The sequence below is a fragment of the Roseisolibacter agri genome (genome assembly GCF_030159095.1).
Taxonomy (GTDB): Bacteria; Gemmatimonadota; Gemmatimonadetes; order Gemmatimonadales; family Gemmatimonadaceae; genus Roseisolibacter; species Roseisolibacter agri.
Genome location: NZ_BRXS01000001.1, coordinates 893,280 through 909,093, shown reverse-complemented (window position 1 = coordinate 909,093; position 15,814 = coordinate 893,280). Strand labels below are relative to the sequence as shown.

13 protein-coding genes are annotated in these 15,814 nt (G+C 76.4%); 12 read left to right on the top strand and 1 reads right to left on the bottom strand.

The window, feature by feature from the left end; genetic code table 11:
• Positions 1-93: 93 nt before the first annotated feature.
• The 9 genes from rosag_RS03690 to rosag_RS03650 all read left to right on the top strand — a co-directional run bounded on the left by rosag_RS03690 (position 94) and on the right by rosag_RS03650 (position 12,210).
• Complete coding sequence (locus tag rosag_RS03690; RefSeq protein WP_284348682.1) at positions 94-1,284, top strand: glycosyltransferase family 2 protein; 1,191 nt, start codon at positions 94-96, stop codon at positions 1,282-1,284.
• Between the two features lie 75 nt (positions 1,285-1,359).
• Positions 1,360-4,743 carry an Eco57I restriction-modification methylase domain-containing protein gene (locus rosag_RS03685; RefSeq protein WP_284348681.1) on the top strand — a complete coding sequence of 1,128 codons (3,384 nt, stop codon included), beginning with the start codon at positions 1,360-1,362 and terminating at the stop codon, positions 4,741-4,743.
• Positions 4,731-7,022 carry a DEAD/DEAH box helicase gene (locus tag rosag_RS03680; RefSeq protein ID WP_284348680.1) on the top strand — a complete coding sequence of 764 codons (2,292 nt, stop codon included), beginning with the start codon at positions 4,731-4,733 and terminating at the stop codon, positions 7,020-7,022. The genes rosag_RS03685 and rosag_RS03680 overlap by 13 nt, the downstream gene beginning before the upstream one ends.
• 28 nt (positions 7,023-7,050) lie before the next feature.
• Positions 7,051-7,617: an RNA polymerase sigma factor gene (locus tag rosag_RS03675; RefSeq protein ID WP_284348679.1), complete on the top strand. Its 567-nt coding sequence runs from the start codon at positions 7,051-7,053 to the stop codon at positions 7,615-7,617.
• The gene (locus tag rosag_RS03670; protein ID WP_284348678.1) at positions 7,614-8,501 is read left to right on the top strand and encodes a zf-HC2 domain-containing protein; all 888 of its coding nucleotides are present in this window, start codon (positions 7,614-7,616) and stop codon (positions 8,499-8,501) included. Before rosag_RS03675 ends, rosag_RS03670 begins: the two co-directional genes overlap by 4 nt.
• Before the next feature lie 103 nt (positions 8,502-8,604).
• A complete protein-coding gene (locus rosag_RS03665) occupies positions 8,605-9,729 on the top strand; it encodes a DUF4097 family beta strand repeat-containing protein (protein WP_284348677.1) in 1,125 nt (374 codons plus the stop codon).
• Between the two features lie 34 nt (positions 9,730-9,763).
• Positions 9,764-10,645: a DUF4097 family beta strand repeat-containing protein gene (locus rosag_RS03660; protein WP_284348676.1), complete on the top strand. Its 882-nt coding sequence runs from the start codon at positions 9,764-9,766 to the stop codon at positions 10,643-10,645.
• A gap of 98 nt (positions 10,646-10,743) precedes the next feature.
• On the top strand, positions 10,744-11,568 hold the full coding sequence (locus rosag_RS03655) for a DUF4097 family beta strand repeat-containing protein (RefSeq protein WP_284348675.1): 825 nt from the start codon (positions 10,744-10,746) through the stop codon (positions 11,566-11,568).
• An 81-nt stretch (positions 11,569-11,649) separates the two neighbouring features.
• Positions 11,650-12,210 (top strand): DUF1572 family protein, encoded by a 561-nt coding sequence (locus rosag_RS03650; RefSeq protein WP_284348674.1) that lies wholly within the window; start codon positions 11,650-11,652, stop codon positions 12,208-12,210.
• 217 nt (positions 12,211-12,427) lie between these two features.
• Here rosag_RS03650 and rosag_RS03645 read toward each other — a convergent pair whose 3' ends face one another.
• Positions 12,428-12,718 carry a 4a-hydroxytetrahydrobiopterin dehydratase gene (locus tag rosag_RS03645; RefSeq protein WP_284348673.1) on the bottom strand — a complete coding sequence of 97 codons (291 nt, stop codon included), beginning with the start codon at positions 12,716-12,718 and terminating at the stop codon, positions 12,428-12,430.
• A gap of 287 nt (positions 12,719-13,005) precedes the next feature.
• Here rosag_RS03645 and rosag_RS03640 point away from each other — a divergent pair, with 287 nt between their 5' ends.
• The 3 genes from rosag_RS03640 to rosag_RS03630 all read left to right on the top strand — a co-directional run bounded on the left by rosag_RS03640 (position 13,006) and on the right by rosag_RS03630 (position 15,811).
• On the top strand, positions 13,006-13,209 hold the full coding sequence (locus tag rosag_RS03640; RefSeq protein WP_284348672.1) for a hypothetical protein: 204 nt from the start codon (positions 13,006-13,008) through the stop codon (positions 13,207-13,209).
• 63 nt (positions 13,210-13,272) lie between these two features.
• Positions 13,273-14,229, top strand: a complete 957-nt coding sequence (locus tag rosag_RS03635; protein ID WP_284348671.1) for a P-loop NTPase family protein — start codon at positions 13,273-13,275, stop codon at positions 14,227-14,229.
• Complete coding sequence (locus tag rosag_RS03630; protein ID WP_284348862.1) at positions 14,114-15,811, top strand: Y-family DNA polymerase; 1,698 nt, start codon at positions 14,114-14,116, stop codon at positions 15,809-15,811. Before rosag_RS03635 ends, rosag_RS03630 begins: the two co-directional genes overlap by 116 nt.
• Positions 15,812-15,814 lie beyond the last annotated feature (3 nt).

Here is a 15,814-nt window from a genome sequence, read left to right as displayed (position 1 = left end):
GTTGCGATCCATAGCGACGCCTGACGACGACGGCCGGCGCCCACGCGGCGCCGGCCGTCGTCGTACGTTCGCGGCCCACGCCATCTTGTCGTCGTGACCGATCCTGCCCTGCACTCCTGGCGCGACGCCGCCCTCCAGGCGATCCCGTGGGTCGCCGCGCCGCTCGTCGTCTGGTGGCGCACGCGCGACTCGCGCGCGCTCGACGACTACTCCGGCGTCGCCCCGTCCGACGCGCCGCTCATCTCGGTCGTGATCCCTGCGCGCGACGAGGCGCGCAACGTCGCGCGCTGCCTGCACTCCGTGCTCGGCACCACCTGGCCCGCGCTCGAGGTGCTCGTCGTCGACGACCACTCCACCGACGGCACCGGCGACATCGCCCGCGCTATCGCGGCGCGCGACACCCGCGTGCGCGTGCTCGACAACCCGGCGCTCCCCGACGGCTGGATGGGCAAGCAGTGGGCGTGCGCCACCGGCGCGGCGGCCGCGCGCGGCGACATCCTCGCCTTCGTCGACGCGGACACCACGCACGCGCCCGACCTGCTCCCGCGCGCGGTCAACGCGATGCGCGCGCGCGGCGCCGCCCTGCTCTCCGTCGCCGGCCGCCAGGAGATGGAAACGTTCTGGGAGCGCGTCGTGCAGCCGCAGGTCTTCGCCGTCATCGCGGGCCGCTTCGGCGGCACGGAGCGCGTCTCGCGCTCGCGCCACGCGGTCGACAAGATCGCCAACGGCCAGTGCCTGCTCATGACGCGCGCGGCGTACGACGCGATCGGCGGCCACGCCGCGGTGCGCGACGCGGTCGCGGAGGACCTCAAGCTCGCACAGCGCACCCACGCCGCGGGCCTTCCCGTCCACCTCCTCCTCGGCGAGTCGCAGCTCGCGACGCGCATGTACACGTCGCTGCGCGAGCTGGTGGGCGGCTGGCGCAAGAACGTCTTCGCCGGCGGCCGCGAGGCGATGCCGCTGGGCCGCGTGGGCCGGCTGCTCTTCCCGCTGCTGCTGCTGTTCCCGGCGTTGATGCAGCTCTGGCCGCTCGCGCTGCTGCTCGCCGCCGCCGCGGGCCTGCTCGACGACTGGACGCAGGTGCGGATGGCGACGATCGCGGTCGCGTGCACGCTGCTCTTCTGGATGGCGATCTACCGACGCTCGGGCCTCTCGCCGCTCTGGGCGCTCCTGTATCCGCTGGGCGCCGGCACCTACCTCACGATCGTCGCGCAGGCGATCGCGCGCGGCCGCCGCGTCGAGTGGCGCGGCCGCGTCTACCTCTCCGCGAGCGACCCGGCCTGACGTCGCTGCGTAGCCGCGTACCGCCACGCGCTCCACCGATACGGTCCCGCGCCGCGCACGACGCACTGTGTGCGCGTGCGCCTCGCCCTCGCCGCCCAGCTGCTCGCCGACGCCCGCTCGCTGCCCGCGCTCCTCCCCATCGCGCGCGCCGCCGGCTTCGCGTCCGCCCCGCTCACGCTCCCCCACGACACGCGCCGCACGCTCGGCATCGACGAGGCGATAATCACCCGCGCGCGCCTCGTCGTCGGGCCGGGCGCGCTCCGCGCGCTGCTCGCCACGGTGCCGGCGCGCACGCCGCTCCGCGACGCCGCGCGCACCCTCGCCTCACGCCTCGCGCTCCACGCGGCGCACGAGCGCTGGCTCCTGCTCCTCGTGCGCGACGACGGCGGTGCGCTCGCGGTCGCGGCCTGGACGCCGGTCGCGAACCGCCCGCCGCGCCTCCATGCCCTCCTCTGCGACCCGCGCGACGTCCGCGACAGCGACGCGGAGACGCTGCGCACGCTCCTCGCGCACGCGCCCGCACCCTCCGCCACCGACGTCGACGCGCTCCTCGCCCACCAGCGCTGGCTCGACGTCCTCGGACGCGACCGGCTGGGCACGCGCTTCTACCACGCGCTCGCGCGCACGGTCGCGACGCTCGCCGACGCGGCCACCGCCACGGTCCCCGACGCCGACGCGCGCGCCGACCTCGCGCTCCTCCACACGACGCGCTGCCTCTTCCTCGCCTTCCTCGAGGCGAAGGGCTGGCTCGACGGCGATCCCGCCTTCCTCGCGCACCGCTTCGACGCCTGCATGGCGAACGGTGGCGACTTCCACCGGCGCGTCCTGCGCCCGCTCTTCTTCGGCACGCTCAACACGCCGCGCAGTCGCCGCGCGCCGGTCGCGCGCGCCTTCGGCCGCATCCCCTTCCTCAACGGCGGCCTCTTCGCGCCCACCGCCCTCGAGCGCCGCCACCGGCGCCTCCACCTCGACGACGCCGCACTCGGCACGCTCGTCCACGACCTGCTCGCGAGTCACCGCTTCACGGCCCGCGAGGACGCCGCCGCCTGGTCCGAAGCCGCCGTCGACCCGGAGATGCTCGGCCGCGCCTTCGAGTCGCTGATGCACGCGCGCGACCGCCGCGCCACGGGCGCCTTCTACACGCCGCAGGCGATGGTGGAGCGCGTGACGTCGGCGGGCCTCCGCACGGCCCTCCTCGCGCCCCCGCCACGCGGACACGATGCGCTGCCGCCCACACTGGTCGACGCGTCGCTCGCGGGCCACGACGTCGCCAGCGATCCACGTGCCGCCACGCTGCGCCGCCGCGTGCTCGCGCTGCGCGCGCTCGACCCGGCCTGCGGCTCGGGCGCCTTCCTCGTGCACGCGCTGGAGCGCCTCGCCGATCTCCTCGCGACGGCCGGCGACGCGCGCCCGCTCGCCGACCTGCGGCGCGCGCTGCTCACGCACACGATCTTCGGCGTCGACCGCAACACGACGGCGGTCTGGCTCGCGGAGCTGCGCCTCTGGCTCTCGGTCGTGATCGAGGCGGACGTCGACGATCCGCTCCGCGTCCCTCCACTTCCGAACCTCGACCACAACGTCCGCGTCGGCGACGCGCTCGCGCTGCCGACGGGCCTCGCGCTCCCCGCGGACGCGACATGGGGCGGCGCACCGTGGGGCTCGGGTGCGCCAGTGCGCGCAGGCGGTGCACTGGCGACCCAGCGCGCCCGCTACGCCCGCTGCACGGGCGCCCGCAAGCGCGCCGCCGCCCGCGCCCTCGACGACGCGGAGCGCGCGCGGGCCCTCGCGACGCTCGACCGCGCCCTCCTCGCCCTGCGACACGAGCGCCGCGAGCTGCTCGCCGCCGCCCGCGCGCGCGACCTCTTCGGCGATCGCCGCCCGCCCTCCACGCGCGACCGCGAGCGCCTCCTCGCGCTTCGCCGCGCCATCCGCGCCGCCACCCGCCATCGCCGCGCGATCGCGGACGGCGCCGCGCTCCCCTTCGGCTTCGGGTGGCACTTCGGCGACGCGGCCGCGGCGTCCGGCTTCGACCTCGTCGTCGGCAATCCCCCATGGGTACGTCCGCACGCGATTCCCGCCGCGGAGCGCGACGCGCTGCGCGCCACCTACGCCTGCGCGCGCGACGCCGCCTGGCGCACGGGCGCCGCGCTCGCGGGCGCGGGCATGGGCTTCGGCAGCCAGGTGGACCTCGCGGCGCCCTTCGTCGAGCGCTCGCTCGCCCTGCTGCGGCCGGGTGGCGCGCTCTCACTGCTGGTGCCCGCGAAGCTCTGGCGCGCGCTCGCGGGCGGCGGCCTGCGCACCCTGCTCGCACGCGAGGCGGAGCTGCACGCGCTGGAAGACTGGACCGAGGCGCCCGCGGCCTTCGACGCGGCCACGTATCCATCGCTCGTCGTCGCCACGCGCCGCGCGTCTCACGACGACGCCACACCCGCGCGCGAGACGCACCTCCCTCACGTCGCGATCCGCGTGCACCGCCGCGCCGGCATCGCGGAGTCGCGGCTCGCGCCGCACGCCCTCGCGCTCGACGCCGATCCGGCCTCGCCGTGGCTGCTGCTCCCGCGCGACGTGCGCGCGGCCTTCGATCGCCTCCGCGCCGCCGGCCCCCCGCTCGGCGCCACCTCCCTCGCCCGCGCCACCCTCGGCGTGAAGTGCGGCTGCAACGACGCCTTCCTCGTCGACGTCGAGCCAGGCGACGGCCCGCTCGCCACGGTGCACGCCCGCGGCCGCACGGGCACGGTCGAGCGCGGGCTGCTGCGCCCCGCGCTGCGCGGCGAGGACCTCGCGCGCGGCAGCGACGCGCCGCTCACCAATTCCATCGTCTGGACGCATTGCGACGACGGCGCACCATTGCCCACGCTCCCGCCACGCGCGCTCCGCTGGCTCGCGCCGTGGCGCGCCCGCCTCGCGGCCCGCAGCGACGCCCGCAGCTCGCGCGCCTGGTGGACGCTCTTCCGCACGCACGGCGCGGACGCCCGGCGCCCGCGCGTCGCCTGGGCCGACCTCGCGCGTACTCCGTTACCGCGTCTCATGCCCGCCGGCGATCCGACGGTGCCGCTGAACTCGTGCTACGTCGCGTCGTTCGACGACCCGCGCGACGCCCGTGCGTTCGCCACCCTCCTCGCCGCCCCGCCCCTCGTCGCCTGGCTCGGCGCCCTCGCGGAGCCCGCACGCGGCGGCTTCCGCCGCCATCTCGCGTGGACGGTCGCGCTGCTGCCGGTGCCCGCCGACTGGCGCGCCGCACGCGACCTGCTCGCCGACGCATGGACCGCCACGCCCGGCGCGCGCACGCTCGCGGTCTGCGCGGCCTACGGCATCCCACCGCACGCGCTCGCGCCGCTGCTGGCCTGGGACGCGGGCCTCGTCCACGCCGACGCCCTCCCGCACGACGACGACGCCATGCGCGCCGCGCGCATGGTCCGCGAGCGACACGCCACGCATGCCGCATCATGCCGTCGCTGACCGGCGTCGCCCATGCGGGCATCGCCGCCGTGCGCGCGCGCATCGCCCGCGCCGCGCTCGCGGTCCCCGGCGCGCTCCCCGGCGCCACGCTCGGTAGCATCACGCTCCATCCGCACCAGCGGATCGCGGTCGCGCGGCTGCAGCACGCCCTCCGCGAGCATGGCGGCGCCCTCCTCGCCGACGACGTCGGCCTGGGCAAGACCTACGTCGCGCTCGCGGTCGCGCGCATCGAGTCGTCTACCGTCGTCGTCGCACCGGCCGCGCTGCGCGACACGTGGACGCACGCCTGTGCGGCCACCGGCGTCCGCTGCGCGTTCGTCAGCGTCGAGTCGCTCTCGCGCCCCGCGCTCGCTGCCGCGTCCTCCGACGTGCTCGCCCGTGCCGCCCTCGTGATCGTCGACGAGGCGCACCACCTCCGCAACCCCGCCACGCGCCGCTGGCGGCGGCTCGCCACGCTCGCGCGTCACGCACGCCTGCTGCTGCTCTCCGCCACCCCGATCCACAACTCCGCCCGCGATCTCGCCGCCCTCCTCTCGCTCTTCCTCGGCGCCCGCGCCACCACGCTCGACGCGGCGTCGCTCGCGCGCCTGATCGTGCGCCGCCGTGGACGACCCGCGGGCACGCACCTGCCACACGTCGCACCCACGCGCTGGCACCGCTTCGCTTCACGCGCGTTCGACGCTGCGCTGTGCGAGGCGATCCTCGCCCTCCCTCCTCCGCTCCCACCGCGCGACGGCGGCCTCGCGGCCTCGCTCGGCGCCATCACCCTACTGCGGCTCCTCGCGTCGGGTGAGGACGCGCTGCGCCACGGTGTGCGACGGCGCCTCACCGCCGCCGCCGCGCTCGACGCGGCGCTGCGCGGCGGCCGCCACCTCGCCACGCGTGAGCTGCGCGCGTGGGTCGGCGCGGAAGACGCGGTGCAGCTGGGCCTCGCGCTCGACGCCCCGACGACCGACGACGTGGCGGCGTTGCGCGACACGCTCTCTGCACACGCGCACGCGCTCCGCGCGCTGCTGCACCGGCTCGACGCCCCCGACGTCGCCGCGCGCGCCGACGAGCGTGCGGCGTGGCTGCGCGCGCTGCGCGCGTGTCGTCCCGACGCACCCGTCGTCGCCTTCACGCACTTCGCCGACTCGGCACGCGCGCTGTACGCGCGCATGGAGCGCGACGGACGCGTCGCGCTGCTCACGGCGTCGGGCGGTCGCATCGCGTCCGGGCCCGTGTCGCGCCGCGAGCTGCTCGCCCGCTTCGCGCCCATCGCCGCTGGTCTGCCGCCTCCGCCCGCGCGCGAGCGCATCGACCTGCTGCTCGCCACGGACTGCCTGTCCGAGGGGCTCGACCTGCGTGATGCGGCGACGGTCGTGCATCTCGACGTGCCGTGGACGCCCGCGCGTCTCGCGCAGCGCGTCGGCCGCGCGGCGCGGCTCGGCGGTCCGCACGCTCGGATCGCCGTCCACGGCCTCGCGCCGCCGCGCGAGGTCGCGCGCGCGCTCCGGCTCGCGGCGCGGCTGCACGCCAAGGCGCGCGCGGCGGCGCGCGTCGTCGGTGCGCGCATCGCCGGTGCGGACGACGCGCCCGCGCGCCACGTCGCCATTGCCTCGCGGCTCGAGCGCTGGCTCGACGCGTCCGTGTCCGGGGAGTCGACGCGCGCGGCGCGCACTCTCGTCACCGCCGTGTCCTCGCCGCGCGCGGGCTTTCTCGCGGCCTGCACCGTCGACGGCGCGTCCGTGCTCCTCGCGGCACGTGGCGAGGGCGCGGCACGGCCGGGCGGTCCAGTGCTCGCGTGGGCCGTGCGTCGGGTCGATCACGCGACCGTCGATCATCCACCGGAGCGCGCCGACGTGCTCACGGCGCTGCGGGCCGTTCGTCGATGGGCGCGTCGTACCGCGGCGCGTCGCGCGCTCGGTGGTGGTGTCGTGGCGCGGGAGGCGGCCGCGGCGCTCGGGGTTGCCGACGCCGCGCTCGCACGCGTTCCCGCGCATCGCCGTCCCGTGCTCGCCGCGCGTGTCGCGCGCCTGCGCGCCGCGCTCGCCGGTCCCGTGTCGGCCGGCACCGAGCGGGCGCTCGCTGCCCTCGCGCCCGGGCTGGAGGGCGAGGCGTGGCTCGACGCCGCCCTCGCCATCGTCGCCCCGGGCGAATCGTCCCCCGGTTCCGGCCCGTACGGCCCAGGGCCTCGCGTCGCCGCGCCGTCCGCGCTGGTGGTGCATGCCCTCGTGCTCCTCGTCCCGCCGGAGCGCCCCGGGGCCCGTTCAAACCTTTCGTCGCCTCGCCCGGTCTGACCTCGCGAGCCCGACGACGACACGATTCATGACGGTGGCCATCCAGGACTTCACTCCCACGCGCGTCGACCCCGAGCCGGTCGAGCCTTCCGATGCCGCGCTGGCCGCGGCGGGCGACCGGCGCGCGTTCGAGCGGCTCTACCGGGCGCACGTCGACCGTGTCTACGCCCTGTGCGTGCGCATGGTCGCCGACCGTGCGCTGGCCGAGGAGCTCACGCAGGACGTGTTCGTCCGGGCGTGGGAGAAGCTGTCGCTGTTCCGCGGCGAGAGCTCGTTCGGGACCTGGATCCACCGCATGACCGTGAACCTCGTGCTCAATCGCCGCGACAGCGACGGCCGGCGGGACCGCCGGACCATCGACGACGCGGAAGCCGTCGAGACCCTCCCCGCCCGGCCGCTCGCGCCGGGGGACCGGATGGACCTCGAGAAGGCGATCGCCGGCCTGCCGCCCGGCGCGCGCCGAGTCTTCCTCCTCCACGACGTGGAGGGGTACCGGCACGAGGAGATCGCCGAGCAGCTCGGGATCACCAGCGGCGGCAGCAAGGCGCAGCTCCACCGGGCGCGTCTCCTCCTGCGCGAGGCCCTGCAGCGATGACCGACATCCGTACCCCGACCCGACCCGCCGACGCCCTGCCCCCCGCCTGCGCGGTGGTGGACGAGCGGCTGATGGACTACCTCGAGGGCGACCTCCCGGCCGCCGATCGCGCGGCCGTCGAGGCCCACCTCGCCGAGTGCGGACGCTGCCGCGCCCTCGTGGCCGACCTGCGCGCCATCACGGCCGGCGCGGCCGCGCTCCCCGTGCTGCGCCCCGAGCGCGACCTGTGGGCCGGCATCGCCGAGCGCATCGAGGCGCCGGTGGTGCCGCTCCAGGTGCGGTCGACGACCCGTCGCGCGGAGCCGGCCGCCCGTGCGACGGTCGCCGTCACGCGGCGATGGATGGCGGCGGCCGCGGCGGCGCTCGTGACCGTGACCTCCGGCGTGACCTACCTGGCGACGCGCGGCCCCGACGCCCTGCGCGCGGTGGCGGCGGCCACGCCCGACACGACGGCCCGCGACACCGCGGCGCCGACGCCCGCGCCGGTCGCTCCGGCCGGGACCTCCGTGGCGACGCTGCCCGCGGCTCCGGAGCCGCGGCCGGACAGCGCCACGCCCGCGCCGGCCCCGGCGGCCGGCGGCACCGCGCGGCTGGCCGCGCGGCGTGCCACCCCGTCGGCCGAGGCCTCGGTGCCCGGCGTGCGGGACTACGACCGCGCGATCGCGACGCTCCGCACGGCCGTGCGCGAGCGGCGCGCCGACCTGGACTCGGGCACCGTCGCGGTGCTCGAGCGCAACCTCCGCATCATCGACGAGGCCATCCGCCAGAGCCGCGAGGCGCTGGCGAGCGATCCCGGCAGCCCGCTCGCCGGCCGCGCGCTGACCAAGGCGCTGGACCGCAAGGTCGAGCTGCTGCGGACGGTGGCCCTCATGCCGCGCACCTGAGAAGGACCCTGAGATGGACCCGCTCTCCCTCGCACATCTGCGGGCGCGCGCGCCGCGCCGCCCTTCTTCCGACGCTTCCGCACGCCCTGTCACGCGCCCTGCCATGCGCTCCCCCGTCCGTCTCTTCCATCTCGCGCTGCTGGCCGCCGTCGTCGGCAGCGTGGCGCCGCCGGCCACTGCGGCCGCCCAGCAGACCTCCAGCGAGCGTGAGCGCGAGCGTGAGCGCGAGCGCGCCGAGCGGGATCGCGAGCGCGAGCGGGAGCGCGCCGAGCGCGCGAAGGAGCGAGAGAAGGAGCGCGCGGAGCGTGAGAAGGAGCGCGCCAAGGAGCGCGAGCGCGACCGCCGCGACCGCGACGACGAGCGCGGCACCTACACGCAGACCCCGACGCGCATCGACACCACGGTGGGCGTGGGACGCGACGCGGTGGTCGACCTGGGGCTCATCAACGGCAACGTCACGGTGACGGCGTGGGGCCGCAACGACGTGCAGGTGCGCGCCTACAGCGAGCGCCTCCCGCTGCGCTTCGAGCACCAGGACGGGCGTGTGCGCGTCTGGGTGCCGTCGGGCAACTACCGCGGCCGCAGTGGCGACCAGCGGATGGAGGTCGTGGTCCCCATCGGCACGCGCGTCTCCGCGCAGACGGTGTCCGGCAACGTCCGCGTGACCGGCGTGCGCGGGGAGCTGGAGGCCGGCACCGTCAGCGGCGAGGTCGAGGCCTCGGACGCCGCGCGGCGCATCGCCCTCAGCAGCGTCAGCGGGTCGGTGCGCGGCACCAACCTCGAGGGCGACGTGCGCGCCAACTCGGTCAGCGGCGAGGTCATGCTCGACCAGATCGTCGGCGACATCGACGCGCAGTCCGTCAGCGGCGAGGTCGAGGTCCGCCGCGCGCGCACCTCGCGCCTCCGCATGGAATCCGTGAGCGGGGAGCTCACGTACGATGGCTCGATCGCGCGCGACGGCCGCTACGAGCTCTCGTCGCACTCCGGCGAGATCCACCTCGCGCTCCCGTCGGACGTCGGCGCGCGGCTCTCGCTGCGCACCTTCAGCGGCTCGATCGACACGGAGTTCCCGCTGACGATGGGCGGCACGACCCGCGACGACCAGGGGCGCCCGACGCGCGGCCGTGACCGGCGCATGGAGTTCACCCTCGGCAACGGCGGCGCCACGATCGTGGCCGAGACCTTCAGCGGCAGCATCGACATCGCCCGCGCCGGCTCGCGGCGCTGACCCGACCTCTCGCGATCCTCCGGAGATGCCTCTCGTGACCGCCTCCCGCCTCTCGCCCGTCGTCTCGCACGTCGTCTCGCCCGTCGTCCGCCTGCTCGCCGGCGCCGCGCTGCTCCTCCCGCTCGCAGGACTCGTCGCGCTGCCCCGCACCGCCGCCGCCCAGCGCGACGAGCGGAGTGAGCCCAACGCCTTCACGTGGACGGGCAGCATCCCTGCCGGCCGCTGGATCTACGTCCGCAACCTCAACGGCCCGATCCGCGTCGAGCGCGGCGGCGACCGCGTCGAGGTGGTGGCCGAGCGCCGCTGGGGCCGCGACGCCGACCCGAAGCGCGTGCGCTTCACGGCCGAGAAGGCGGGCGACGGCCAGAGCATGGTCGTGTGCGCGATCTGGAGCGAGAGCGGCAGCTGCGACGAGGACGGCTACTCGCGCGAGCGCGACAGCCGCTGGGGCGACCGCGACGACGGCTGGGTGGCGGTGGACTTCGTGGTGCGCGTGCCGAGCGGCGTGCGCGTGGACGTGCGCACCGTGAACGGCAGCCTCGAGGTGCGCGGCGCGACGGCGGAAGTCGTCGCCCGCACCACCAACGGCGGCGTGCGCGCGGAGACGCTCGGCGGGCCGGTGGACGCGCGGACGACGAACGGCAGCATCTTCGCCAGCATGCGCAGCGTCGGCGACGCGCGCGACCTGGACTTCCGCACCACGAACGGCTCCGTGACGGTCGAGATGCCCGCCTCGCTCGGCGCCGAGGTCGAGATGTCGACGGTGAACGGGCGCGTGAGCACCGAGTTCCCGGTGACGATCTCGGGCCGCATCGATCCCAAGCGGCTGCGCGCGCGGGTCGGCGACGGGTCGCGCCGCGTGTCGATGCGCACGGTCAACGGCAGCGTGGAGCTCCGACGCGCGAGCGACCGCTGAGCCGAGAGGGATCCGCAGTCCGCCTGCGGTTCCGAAACGCCGAACCGGGGCGCAGCGTAGGGACGCCGTACCGCGTTTCCCCTCACCGGTCCACTGCCATGATCCGCTCGCGCTCCGCGCTCGCCCTCGCCGTGCTGGCCTTCGTCCCGCTCGCCGGCTGCCGTCACTCCGAGGATGGGGAGCCCCGCACCGAGCAGGCGTTCCGCTGGTCGGGCACCGTGCCGCAGGGCGGCTGGGTGCGCATCCGCGATCTCAACGGCTCGGTGCGCGTGGCGCGCGCGCCGGGCCGCGAGGTCGTGATCACCGCGTCGCGGCGCTTCCGCGGTCGCCGGCCGCAGGAGGTGCGGCTGGTGGCGACGCCGGACGAGGAGGGCGTGACGGCGTGCGCGATCTGGGGGAGCGGCGCGTGCACCGCGGAGCGCTACCAGAACACGATGCATCGCAGCGGCGGCGGCTGGTTCCAGCGGCTGTTCCGGCGGCACTCGAGCGTCAGCATCGACTACCTGGTCGCGGTGCCGGCCGGCGTGCGCGTGGATGCGCGCACCACCAATGGAGGCGTCATCGTCGCCGACGCGACGTCGGAGGTCATCGCGCGCACGACCAACGGCAGCGTGACGATCGGCACGTCGGCCGGCCGCGTCTCGGGGCGCACGACGAACGGCAGCGTGCGCGCGCGCGTGGACGGGCTGCCGCCGGGCGCGTCGGTGGAGCTGGCGACGGTGAACGGCTCGGTGACCGCGCTGCTGCCGGCGAGCGTCGACGCCGACGTCTCGCTGCAGACGGTGAACGGCCGCGCGAAGAGCGACTTCCCGATCGCGCTGCAGGAGGGCAACCGCCGGTCGCTGCGCGGGACGCTGGGCGCGGGCGGGCAGCGCGTGTCGCTGAAGACGGTGAACGGCTCGGTGACGCTGGGCCGGCTCTAGACGCTCCAGCGCGCAACGCCGCGCGCGCGGCCGCCGTATCTCCGAGGGTGGGTCGCGATTCCCGTCTTCGGAGGGCTGTGCATGTCGGATCCCGTCGTGCCGTCGATCCCGTCCGCCGTGCCGGCGGACCCCGCGCTGGCCGCGCTGGTGCACTGCCGCCTGCGCATCGCGCGTGCGTTCCCGCGGCAGATCCACGCCGCCGTCGAGGCGCTGGACGACGCGCAGCTCTGGTGGCGGCCGAACGCGCACAGCAACTCGGTCGGGATCCTCGTGCGGCACCTCGCGGGCAACATCCGCGCGATCGTGGGCCACGGGATCGGCCGCTCGGGCTACGTGCGCGACCGCGAGGCCGAGTTCGACGCGCCGCCGATCCCGCGCGCCGCGCTGCTGGAGGAGTTCGACGCCGCGATCGCGGAAGCCGACGCGGTGCTCGCCGACCTCACGCCCGCGCGGCTGGCCGAGCGGTCGTCGGACCCGGCGTTCTACCCGACGGTGCTGGAGGACGTGCTGAACGTGACGATCCACATGTCGACGCACGTCGGGCAGATGGTGTGGATCGCGAAGATGCTGCGCGACGGCGCGCTCGACGACGTGTGGCGGCGCACGCATCGCGAGGTGGGGGCGTACGGGAGAACCCCCTGAGGCTGCGGACTGCGGGCTGCGGATCTTTGAACGGCGAACGGCATTTGCAAGGATGAAGATCGGATAAGGTCCGATAACGACGGATGGCTCCGCGTGGCGGCGAGGTTCCTCGCACTCACGCGGAGCCATCCGCTCTTATCCGATCTTCTCAGATTTTCATCCTTGCTGCCGTTCCCAGTTGCAGGATGCAGGACCCGCAGTCCGCAGCCCGCAGCCGTCAGTTCGCCAGCCGCTCGATCTCGCCCGCGAGGTCCAGGTCCAGCTGCGTGATGCCGCCCGCGCTGTGCGTGCTGAGCGTGCACACGATCTTCGTGTAGCGGATGTCGAGGTCCGGGTGGTGATCCGCGGCCTCGGCGGCCTGCGCGACGCGGTTCACGAACGCGATGCCCGCGAGGAACGCCGGGAACTGGTAGGTCTTCGTGAGCACGTCGCCGCGACGGCTCCAGCCGGGCAGTCGGCCCAGCTCGCGCTGGATGGCGATGTCGGACAGTCGTTCGCGGGCGCTCATCGGTGGTGCGGAGGGGTGGAAGCGCGGTCGGACGCGCCGCGCGCAACGTTAACGCTCCGGTGGTCGCGGACAAGGTTCAAGTCGTGGACCCGCGCGTCGTGTCGTGCCGACGCACACGCGCTCGCGCACGCGTCGTCGCGCTCACGTCGGTCACGCGCGCCTTCCGTCCATCACCTGTCGCGCATCATCTGTTTACATCACACACGACGTCGCGGCGGAACCCGGCTTGCATCTTCGGCTTTTGTTCGGTAAATAGGACGCCCATACTCGAGCCCGGAGAGACGCCGATGACGCTGCCCGATCCGTCGCATCCCGCGTACCCCGCTTCGCCCCGCGCCGAGTCGGTGGACGACCCGCGTGCGCAGCTCTACCTGGCGTTCCGCGACGGGCGCCCGTTCATCGCCAGCCACACCATCGCCGTCGGGCGGGTGGCCGAGCCGGACCTGCCGCCGGTGGCGGACCGCGCGCAGCTGTCGCTGTTCGGGCGCTGAGCGCATGACGGTCTCCGTTCGCGCCGTCGCGCGCCGCCGACTTTCGGCTTCTGTTCGGATCGCATGAGCGTCGCCCATGCGCTCGCCGTCCATGCGCCCGTCCATGCGCCCGATGCCACCCCGACCTCCGACGTGCTCGACGCCCTGCGGCGCCGCATCGCCGACGTCGTCGACGGCGACACGGCGCCGACGCAGGGCTTCCGCACCGGCGTCGGCGCGCTCGACGCCGCGCTGCAGCTCACCGGGGGCGTGCCGCGCGGCCGCCTCACCGAGCTGCTGGGCGCGGCCGGCAGCGGCGTCACGACGCTCGCGCGGCGGCTGGTCGGGCAGGCGCTCGCCGCGAGCGCGTGGGTGGCCTACGTCGACGCCACCTGTACGCTCGCGCCGCGCGACTGGGCGGACACCGAGCGGCTGTGGGTCGTGCGCCCCCCCGACGCCGCGCGCGCCGCGTGGTGCGCCGACGTGCTGCTGCGCAGCGGCGGCTTCGGGCTGGTGGTGGTGGACGGCGCGCCGGTGCTGTCGCGCGCCGTGGCGATGCGGCTCCTGCAGCTGGCGCGCGACGCCGACGCGGCGCTCGTGCTGGTGGGCACGGGGTCGCGCGCCAGCGACCTCGCGGGGGCGCTGCGGCTGCGCGCGCGCGCGGCCAACGCCGCGCCGGGCGCGGGGGAGCGGCCGCCCGCACGGCGGTGGCGCCCCGAGAGTGGCGGGACGTGGAGCGTGGTGCAGCGCGCGGTGATCACGGTGGAGAAGGGTGGGACGCATCGCAACGTGGAGGTGAGCTGTGCGGTCGGTGTGGCGCGTTGCCTGTGTGCGCATCCCGAGGTTCCCGATCGGCGCCCTGTGGCGCGCGCGGCAGGGCGCGTCGTCGGGAGCGCCGACGGACGGCCCGCCGATGGCCATGCAGCTGGCGCTGGCGCTCCCGCTGCCGCCGACGGCGTCTCCCGCGACCACGCCGGCCGCGTCGCCGACCCGGTCCGCCGGGGGCGCCGCTGCGCCGAGCCCGCGCTCGGCCGCCGCTGACACGGGGGCCGAGGAGCACTGGGACGCGCAGCCCATCGCGATCGCGGAGGGAGACGCGGGGCCGGCGCGCCGGCTGCGGGTCGTGTCGGCGGGCGCCGGCCGGCTCGGCGTGCGCGCGGGCATGACCGTCGCCGCGGCGCGCGCGCGCTGCGCCGCGCTGGTGGTGTGGCCATGGGACGAGGACGCGGTGCGCCGCGCGACCGACGCGGTGAGCGCGCTGCTGCTGATCGCCAGCCCGCAGGTGACGCCGGTCGCCGGCGCGCCCGGCATGTGGTGGATCGGCGCGGGCGGCGTGGACGGCGTCGGCGGGGAGCGCGGGCTCGCGCGCGCGCTGCACCGCCTCGCGGGCGCGTGGCATCCGGGCGCGCGCGTGGGCGTCGCCGACTCGTGCGTCGCGGCGCGCGCGGCGACGTGGGACTACGGGCCGGCCGAGCCGGTGCCCGATCCGTATGCGGAGGCGTATGCGCGGTATCTCCCCCCTGCCCCCACCCCGCCGCCGGTGGAGGCCGCGCCGCTGCCGCCGCCGCGCGGCTGCGTCGTGGTGCCGCGCGGCGGATGCGCGGCGTACCTCGCGACCGTGCCGCTCGCGCTGGTGCAGATGGACGTCGAGGTGCGCGCGGGGCTGGCCGCGCTGGGCGTGCGCACGGCCGGCGGGCTGGCCGCGCTCGACGGCGGCGACGTGGAGGCGCGCTGGGGTCCCGCGGGGCTGAGCGCATGGCGGCTGGCGCGCGGCGAGGACCGGCGCCGGCCGGGGCTCGTGCGCGTGGAGGCGCGGCGCAGCGTGAGCACCGAGCTGGCGGCGCCGTCGGCGACGCTGGAGCCGGTGCTGTTCCTCGTGCGCGCGGCGCTCGACCGGCTGGTCGCGGACCTGGCGCGCGACGCGCTGGGCGCGGCGACGGTCGCGCTGACGCTGCACCTGGACGTCGGCGCCACGCACACGCTCACGCGCGAGGTGCGGCTGGCGCGGCCGCTGGCGCGCGTGGCGCCGCTGTTCGAGCGGTGCCGCGCGCTGCTGGAGCGCGCGACGCTGCCCGCGCCGGTGTGCGGCGTGACGGTGAGCGTGCCCGCGACGGGCCGACTCGGCAGCGACCAGGGCGACCTGCTCTCGCCGGCGTGGCACGATCCGGCCGCGGTGGAGGCCGCGTTCGCGCGCATCCGCGCGGAGCTGGGGCCCAACGTCGTCGTGCGCGCCGTCGCGCGCGACCATCACCGCCCCGAGCGCGCGGGCCAGTGGCTGCCGGTGGAGGGCGTGGACGCGCCGAGCGATGCACCGAGCGACGCATCCGATGCACCGCGCGACGTGCATGCGCAGTCGACGCACGTCCCGGCCGCGCTGCGCCTGCTGGAGCCGGCCGAGTCGGCGGACGTGGCGCCCGACGCGGTGGGCGCGCCGACGACCGTGCACTGGCGCGGGCGCGCGCTCGCCGTCACGCGCGCGGACGGCCCGGAGCGCCTGTCGGGCGAGTGGTGGGCCGACCCGTACCGCCGCGACTACTGGCGCTGCACGACCGCGGCGGGGCTGCTGCTCGCCTACCGCGACCGCGCGCGGGGCGGGTGGTGGGTGCAGGGCTGGTACGATTGAGCG

Excerpts from the sequence above, each read along its gene's own strand:
- rosag_RS03650 (WP_284348674.1), top strand. The coding sequence starts at position 11,650 with ATGTCGGATCCCGTCGTGCCGTCGATCCCGTCCGCCGTGCCGGCGGAC.
- rosag_RS03645 (WP_284348673.1), bottom strand. The coding sequence starts at position 12,718 with ATGAGCGCCCGCGAACGACTGTCCGACATCGCCATCCAGCGCGAGCTG.
- rosag_RS03640 (WP_284348672.1), top strand. The coding sequence starts at position 13,006 with ATGACGCTGCCCGATCCGTCGCATCCCGCGTACCCCGCTTCGCCCCGC.
- rosag_RS03675 (WP_284348679.1), top strand. The coding sequence starts at position 7,051 with ATGACGGTGGCCATCCAGGACTTCACTCCCACGCGCGTCGACCCCGAG.
- rosag_RS03655 (WP_284348675.1), top strand. The coding sequence starts at position 10,744 with ATGATCCGCTCGCGCTCCGCGCTCGCCCTCGCCGTGCTGGCCTTCGTC.
- rosag_RS03680 (WP_284348680.1), top strand. The coding sequence starts at position 4,731 with ATGCCGTCGCTGACCGGCGTCGCCCATGCGGGCATCGCCGCCGTGCGC.
- rosag_RS03670 (WP_284348678.1), top strand. The coding sequence starts at position 7,614 with ATGACCGACATCCGTACCCCGACCCGACCCGCCGACGCCCTGCCCCCC.
- rosag_RS03635 (WP_284348671.1), top strand. The coding sequence starts at position 13,273 with ATGAGCGTCGCCCATGCGCTCGCCGTCCATGCGCCCGTCCATGCGCCC.
- rosag_RS03665 (WP_284348677.1), top strand. The coding sequence starts at position 8,605 with ATGCGCTCCCCCGTCCGTCTCTTCCATCTCGCGCTGCTGGCCGCCGTC.